General features: G+C 65.4%; 7 protein-coding genes. 1 reads left to right on the top strand and 6 read right to left on the bottom strand.

The annotated features are described in order from the left end of the window. Positions 1–145: 145 nt before the first annotated feature. The 3 genes from ACZ6YI_RS16425 to ACZ6YI_RS16415 form a co-directional block, all read right to left on the bottom strand. The gene (locus tag ACZ6YI_RS16425; RefSeq protein ID WP_465779601.1) at positions 146–781 is read right to left on the bottom strand and encodes a DsbA family oxidoreductase; all 636 of its coding nucleotides are present in this window, start codon (positions 779–781) and stop codon (positions 146–148) included. Between the two features lie 60 nt (positions 782–841). Then, the gene (locus ACZ6YI_RS16420) at positions 842–1,912 is read right to left on the bottom strand and encodes a hypothetical protein (protein WP_465779600.1); all 1,071 of its coding nucleotides are present in this window, start codon (positions 1,910–1,912) and stop codon (positions 842–844) included. 109 nt (positions 1,913–2,021) lie between these two features. After that, complete coding sequence (locus ACZ6YI_RS16415; protein ID WP_465779599.1) at positions 2,022–2,798, bottom strand: SDR family NAD(P)-dependent oxidoreductase; 777 nt, start codon at positions 2,796–2,798, stop codon at positions 2,022–2,024. A 111-nt stretch (positions 2,799–2,909) separates the two neighbouring features. On the opposite strand from ACZ6YI_RS16415, the gene ACZ6YI_RS16410 reads away from it, so the two are divergent. Further along, entirely contained in the window at positions 2,910–3,836 is a 927-nt protein-coding gene (locus tag ACZ6YI_RS16410; RefSeq protein WP_465779598.1) for a LysR family transcriptional regulator, read from the top strand. A 114-nt stretch (positions 3,837–3,950) separates the two neighbouring features. Here ACZ6YI_RS16410 and ACZ6YI_RS16405 read toward each other — a convergent pair whose 3' ends face one another. From ACZ6YI_RS16405 to ACZ6YI_RS16395, 3 genes are all read right to left on the bottom strand, one after another. Continuing rightward, positions 3,951–4,889: an MBL fold metallo-hydrolase gene (locus tag ACZ6YI_RS16405; protein ID WP_465779597.1), complete on the bottom strand. Its 939-nt coding sequence runs from the start codon at positions 4,887–4,889 to the stop codon at positions 3,951–3,953. Positions 4,890–5,072: 183 nt separating this feature from the next. Continuing rightward, positions 5,073–5,837: a LytR/AlgR family response regulator transcription factor gene (locus tag ACZ6YI_RS16400; protein ID WP_465779596.1), complete on the bottom strand. Its 765-nt coding sequence runs from the start codon at positions 5,835–5,837 to the stop codon at positions 5,073–5,075. After that, a complete protein-coding gene (locus ACZ6YI_RS16395; protein ID WP_465779595.1) occupies positions 5,834–6,943 on the bottom strand; it encodes a sensor histidine kinase in 1,110 nt (369 codons plus the stop codon). The genes ACZ6YI_RS16400 and ACZ6YI_RS16395 overlap by 4 nt, the downstream gene beginning before the upstream one ends. Positions 6,944–7,065: the final 122 nt, after the last annotated feature.

Raw genomic sequence — 7,065 nt, 5'->3', positions numbered from 1 at the left:
CCATTACGCCTCTTCCCCCCCCTCGCGGGGGCCCCCCCCCCGCCAAACCCCCCCCCCGGTTAACCCAAAATGGTTTGGGGGGGGCGCGGGGGGGGGGGGGGGGGGCGCCCCCACCCCCCCCGCGCCCCCCCCCGCTCCCACAGGTTCAGGCTTCCTGCGCGATCCCGCGCAGCTGGCGCTCGAACTCTTCGGGGGGCTGGCCGCCGGAGATGAGCCACTTGTCGTTGACGATGACAGCAGGAACGCCGGAGATGCCGCGGCTCTGCCACAGCTGTTCGTCGGCGCGCACTTCGTTCGCGTAACGGTCGGATGCCAGGACCGCGCGGGCTTCGACCGAGTCAAGGCCGGCCTTTTCCGCAGCAGCTACCAGCGCGTCGTGGTCACCCGGATCCGTCTGGTTGGTGAAGTTCACGGTGAACAGCTGGTGCTTCAGCGCCTGCTGCTTGCCGCTACCCGCGGCCCACGCCATCAGGCGGTGCGCATCGAACGTGTTGTAGATGCGGCTGGCATCGGACGTGTTCATCGTGAAACCCACGCTCGCCGCGCGCGCCTTGATCCGCTCACGGTTCGTACGGGCTTCTTCGGCCGGGATGCCGTACTTCTTGACGATGTGTTCCACCATGTTCTCGCCACCCTTCGCCATGTTCGGGTTGAGCTCGAACGGATGGAAGGTGATCTCCGGCTCGACGACATCTTTCAGGTTCTCGAGTGCGCGCTCGAGTCCACCGAGGCCGATGACGCACCACGGGCAGGCGACGTCGGAGACGAAGTCGATTTTCATTTTCTTGGGCATGGGGGGCCTGGCAGGTATTCGGCTAAGGATAGGCCCCATATGCGGGCATCATTTGAAGATTGCCAGTACCAGCTCAACGGCGATCAGCAGGACGATCGTGATCTCCAGGATGCCTGCGCGGCTCACCGAAGCCTCGTCATAAAGCGCAGCGTAGGTGTCCCGGACGATCTCCAGCTTGCGATCGACCGCGGCGCCCAGCGCCGGCACGCCGAACAGCTCGAGCGTGGCGGTATAGACCTGGGCCAGGTAAGGGTGTCCCATCGCCTCGAGGGCGTTTTCCACCTTCTCGGTGAGCTCGGTGACCTCGGCCCACACCGTGTACAGCCGGCGTGCGAGACGCGATAGCTCGGACGGGGCAAAAAAGGCCGAAACCCTGCGGGTGCGATCGACCAGGTCGTACATCCGCGGGAGCTCATCATCGAGCAGGTTGCCGTAGTAACGCAGCTCCAGCAGCTGGGCATTGGCGACTTCGAGCACCGCGGCGATGCCGGCATCGCCACCCGGCTGGTACAGCAAGGCGCGGTCGCGGGTGACCACGACGCAGTCCTCGGCCAGGTACGCGAAGCGGTGCCGGAGCAGGATCTCGCGCGCCTCGACCGAGAGCGGGCGCGGATCCCCGGCGAGAAGCGGGGAAAGATCGACGACGCGGTGCAGGACATCCGGCAGGGGCGCAGTGAACGCGTCGATTTCAATGAGGTGGTAATCCTCCTGGATGACAGCTTCATTCGGCCGTTCCAGCGCCGGTGCAAACCGGGTCTTCACCGCGGCCAGCAGGGACATCCACGGCGCCGAAGCCTTGTCGAAGGCCAGCGCTTCTTCAACCTGCCGCGCGAACTCGACGAAGCGCGGCCACGGAAGGTCCTCGGCGATGCAGGTAATGGCGAGGGCGATGGCCCCGAAGTCGTACACGTGGACGGCAACCTCGCCTTGCACGGGTCCGTCCGGAAGCGGTATTTCCACGGTGCCGTACTGCAGGCGCAGCGGGGGTACATCGAAGGTCAGCGAGGCCACTGGCTCATCGGCCAGCGGTGTATCGGCGCAACAGGCGCGGGCTTTCGCGAGGTCGATGGCGTAAGCCACATCGAACAAGCCAAGGGCCGTGAGGCGGGCTCGCCTCACGGCCGGTGTAGCCATTTCCGTAGCGGTAGACAAAAGTCAGGCCCAGGGCGGTGGTGGGACCAGTCTAGTCGGACCCACCACCGTTCTTCATGACGCTGACCGCCGGACCTCAGATCTGGGCCTGGCCGCCGTCGACGAAGAGCTCGATGCCCGTGATGTAGCTGGCATCGTCCGAGGCGAGGAACGACACGGCCTTGGCGATTTCGTCCGGCTCACCCGTACGACCCAGCGGGGTCACCGTTGCGACGTAGGCGGAGTAATCGGCGATCTGCTGTTCGCTCATGCCCAGTTCGGTCGAGTAACCCGGTGTGACGATGGTGCCCGGGGCGACGACGTTGACGCGGATGCCGCGGCCCTTGAGGTCGCTGGCCCAGGTGCGGGCGAACGAACGCAGCGCGGCCTTGGTGGCGGCATAGACCCCGAATGCCGGGGCACCCTTGATCGACACCATGGACCCGTTGAGGACGATCGCACCGCCCTCGCCCATCAGTTCCAGCGCCTTCTGCACGGTGAAGAGCGTGCCCTTCACGTTGATGCCGAAGTACTTGTCGAAATGGGCCTCGGTGATCTGGCCGAGCGGCACGAACTCGCCGCCACCCGCGTTGGCGAACAGGATGTCGAGCTTGCCGCTGCGCTCGCGGATGGTGGCGAAGATGCGGTCCAGGTCAGCGGCGACGGCGATGTCACCCTGGATGGCGATGGCGCCCGTCTTTGCGGCGGCGGCATCCAGCTCGGCATGGCGGCGACCGGTGATGTAGACGGTCGCGCCTTCGCGGATCAGGCGTTCCGCCGTGGCCAGGCCCAGGCCGGAGCTGCCGCCCGTGACCAGGGCGATCTTGCCTGCGTGGCGGGTGGTGTGGATGTTGCTGTTGGCGAGCGTGTTCATGAGCTTGGGCTCCGAAGACCGCGACGCGGTCGATGGGGAATAGTCTGGTTATTTCTGCTTGATGGATAAATAATCCACCGGCGATTTCACTATTCCCTGGGGGAAACAATCTTGGACCATCTGCTCGCGATGCGTGTATTCGGCCGGGTAGTTGAGACAGGGGGCTTCGCGAAAGCCGCCGATGGGCTGCGATTGCCCAAGTCCACGGTCACCAAGCTCGTCCAGGGCCTCGAGGCGCAACTGGGGGTGCGCCTGTTCGAACGCACGACGCGTCGGGTGACCGTGACGGCCGCCGGGGCGGCGTACTACGAGCGCACGCGGCACTGGCTGGCCGAACTGGACGATTTCGAGACGACCCTGGCGGGTGGCAGCGGCAGCCCGGTCGGGACCCTGCGTATCGAAACCGGCGGCTCGGTCGCGCACGCCCTGATCCTTCCCGCGCTCCCGGCCTTCCGGGAGCGCTACCCGGGAATCCAGTTGCAGGTCGGCGTGACCGATCGCACCGTGGATCTCATCGGTGAAGGTGTGGACTGCGCGATCCGGAGCACGGCCGACGATCCGAACCTGATCGCCCGCCACATCGTCGACCTGCCGTGGACCACGTGCGCGGCGCCCTCGTATCTCGCGCGGCGCGGTACGCCGCACCACCCCGGGGACCTCGCACGCGATGGCCACGAGATCGTCGGCTACTTCTCCGCGCGGTCGGGCCGGCGCCTGCCCCTGCGATTCGGCAACCCCGCGGAGGACTTTGATGCGGGGCTCATTTCGACCGTGGAGGTCAACGAGAGCAACGCGCATGTCGCCGCTGCGCTAGCCGGACTTGGCGTCGTCCAGACGCTTGCGTTCGCGGTAGCACCGTATATCGCGACGGGCCAGGTGGTGCCCCTGCTCGCCGAGTACCAGCCGCCTCCCCTGCCCGCTTACCTTGTCTATCCGTCGGAGCGCAGGCACAACGCGCGCCTGCGGGCTTTCATTGAGTGGATCATGGAGGCGCTTCCCGAGCGCGTGGCGCAGCAACGGATCGATACCGCCCTGTAGGAGCGCGCTGTGGGAGCGTGCTTGCACGCGATAGGGCTTGCCGCGAGCACCCATCGCGCGCAAGCGCGCTCCCACAGCACGCTCCCACAGCGTGCTCCTACAGTGACTGCGTTGCTATTTAAGGCCGTCGTAGACGATGCGGGTGAAGAAGTCGGGGTCGATAACGAAGTGGCCGTATTTGTCGTCGAACTTCGCGGTGGGTTTGGCGGCGACGACTTCGTCGCGTGACTTGCCCTGCTTTTTCAGTGCGGCGACGTTGTCGCGAACAGCCGCGAGCATGTCGCGGAATTCGCGCAGCTGCTGCTTCGTACCGACAGGCCCGTGACCGGGTGCGATCACGACATCGTCGTTGAGCTGCGCGAGGATCGCGTCATCGGCCTTGATCATGCCGTCGATACCGCCGCCGTTTTCGTTGTCGATGAACGGGTAGACGCCGTTCCAGAACAGGTCGCCCAGCGAGGCGACGTTCGCTTCCTTGAAGATCACGTAGAGGTCGGTGTCGGTGTGCGACGGGTTCGCCAGCTTGACCTCGACCGTCTGTCCGTCGAAGTGGTACGTCTTGTCACTCGTCACGATCTCGGTCGGGATGCCTCCCGCAGGGAGCGGTTTGAACGTGAACTGCCAGTCGTCCACGCGCGTGGTGGTCGATACGCGCTTGACCGTGCCGGCCGTGGCGATGATCGTCGCGCCGTCTTCATGCACCCAGGGGTTACCGTCGGTGTGGTCCCAGTGGTAGTGCGTGTTGATCAGATACCGCAGGGGCCGCTTGCCCAGCGCCGCCAGTGCGGCCTCCACCTTCGCGCGCGATACCGCGAGCCCCGCATCGACCATAAGCTGGCCCTGCTTGCCGCTGAGCACGGTAATGTTTCCGCCCGAACCCGAGAGCATCGCGAGGGGGCCACGTAGTGGCGTCGTCTCGATCTTCGCATTGGGTGCCGCTGCGTTGATCTTCACCACGGGACTGGATGGCGGCGGTGGCGCATCCTCGGCGACTGCCACGCCGCATGCCATGACGGCGAGTGCCGCCGATACAGCTAACGAGACACGTTTCATCTTCTTCCCTCCCTATGGCCGCGAGGCGGCCGGCCAGCGAAGCATGCGGCGGCCGACTGGGCTTGCGTCTTGAAGAAACCGCGCCCCTGCGGGGGAAAGACCATGTGGGAGCGCGCTCGCGCGCGATGGGTCTTGCCGCGAGCACCCATCGCGCGCAAGCGCGCTCCCACAAAGGCGGGCGAGCTACAGGGAGACGAGCTTCAGGAACGCCTCGTGCTGGTAGCGGCTCATGCGCAGCTTCTGGCCGGTATCCATCGTGAGTACGTGGTAGCCGTTGAACCAGGGGTGGACCGCCTGCACGCGGCGGACGTTGACGATCGCCGAGCGGTGGACGCGGGCGAACTGGCGCGGGTCGAGGCGCTCGGCGAGGCCTGCCATGGTCTCGCGCATCTCGTGCACGCGGTCGGCGAGGTGGATCAGCACCGTGTTGCGGCTGGCCTTGATCCAGACGATATCGTTCACGTCGACGAAGGTGATCTGCTCGCTTTCGCGGATGGGGATGCGGTCGAGGTACTGGTCGCGCCGGTGCAGCGCATCCAGCGCCTGCATGATCTTTAACGAGGCTTCGGCCTGCCCGCCGGGCGTGCTGAGACGGCTCTTCGCTCGGCTCAGGGCATGCTCGAAGCGCTCCCTGCTGAACGGTTTCACGAGGTAGTCGACCGCATTGGCTTCGAACGCTTTCACGGCGTACTGCTCATACGCGGTAACGAACACCGTGGCCGGCATGCGCCCGGCGCCGACCGTACGCACCACGTCTATCCCGGACATCGCCGGCATCTGGATATCGAGGAACACCAGGTCCGGCGAGCCGGCGCGAATCGCACCGACCGCCGAAGCGCCATCGCCATGCTCGCTAAGCTCGGCGATGTCAGGGTCGTCACGCAGCAGACGTACCACCGCCTGGCGGGCGATGGGCTCATCGTCAACCACCAGGACGGAAAGCTTCATACCTCCACGATCTCCGGCTCGTCTTCATCGATGACCTGGAAGGGCATGCGCAGGCGACAGGCTACGCCGCGTGGCCAAAGCATATGCAGCTCCGCCTGCCCTGCGTTCCCGTACAGTTCGCCCAGGCGCAGGCGCGTGTTCGACAGGCCGATGCCATGGCCGTCCGCTGCGTCGGACCCGGTTGTTTCCAGGGTGCTGTTGCGGTTACGCACTTCGATCACCAGGCTGTCGCCATCGCGACGGCTTTCGATCTCCACGCAATCGTCGCCGACGCGCTTGCCAATCCCGTGCTGGATTGCGTTCTCCACGATCGGTTGCAGGATCAGGCTCGGCACGGCGCAGTTGAGGGTATCGGGCGCGATGTAAATTCGCGTATCCAGGCGATCCTTGAACCGGGTGCGCTGGATCCCGAGATACAGATCCAGCAGGACGAGCTCCTGGCGCAGGGTGATCTCCTGGCCCTGGCACTCCTCCAGGAAGGCCCGGAGCAGATCGCTGAGGCGAAGCAGCATGTCTTCCGCGGACGTCACGTCCTCGTGGAGCAGCGTCGCGATCGCGTGCATCGTATTGAACAGGAAGTGTGGCTGCAGCTGTGTCCGGAGTACCTGCAGTCGCGAATCCGCGAGCTGTGATTCGAGCTGCGATGCCTCGAGCTCACGCTGGGTCTTCTCCTCACGAAAACGCATGGCCTGCTGGATCCCGAACAGACCCCAGCAGGTCAGCAAACCGGTTGCTGCATGCTGGCCGAGGAACTGTTGCCACTGGTACGCGAGCCCCGATGGTTCGAAGAGCGTCGACACCATGGCGCCGATGAGCAGGGCGAGGCCCGTCATCCCGATGCTGGCGAACAGCGGTACCCATAGTTCCGCGAGGCGCAGCGGAACCAGGATCGGGTAATGCTCGCCCAGCTTGAATACCAGCGGAGCCAGGGCCGCCCACGTGTACCACTGGATGATGTTCCAGCGCAGGTAGTCGACGACATCCCCGGTGTGGCCCGTGAGGTCATCGTGCATGTAGGTCTGCCACGTGAACGCCACGACGATCACGCCCCACATGCCGAGGTAACGGCCCAGGCCAATCTGCGTAGTGCCGAGGCGGACTTTCATGGGAGGGTCCTGGGGTGGGTCGCGGCGACATCTTAGGCACCTCCGCGCACGCGTGGAAAGCAAAACGCGGCATCACTGCCATTGGTCATGCCGCTACGACGATTCGTCCCGAAACCGTTTTC

It is taken from the genome of Luteibacter sp. NPDC104163 (assembly GCF_055584245.1).
The sequence above is the reverse complement of the archived record's forward strand: the minus strand, read 5'-3'. Positions and strand labels throughout refer to the sequence as shown.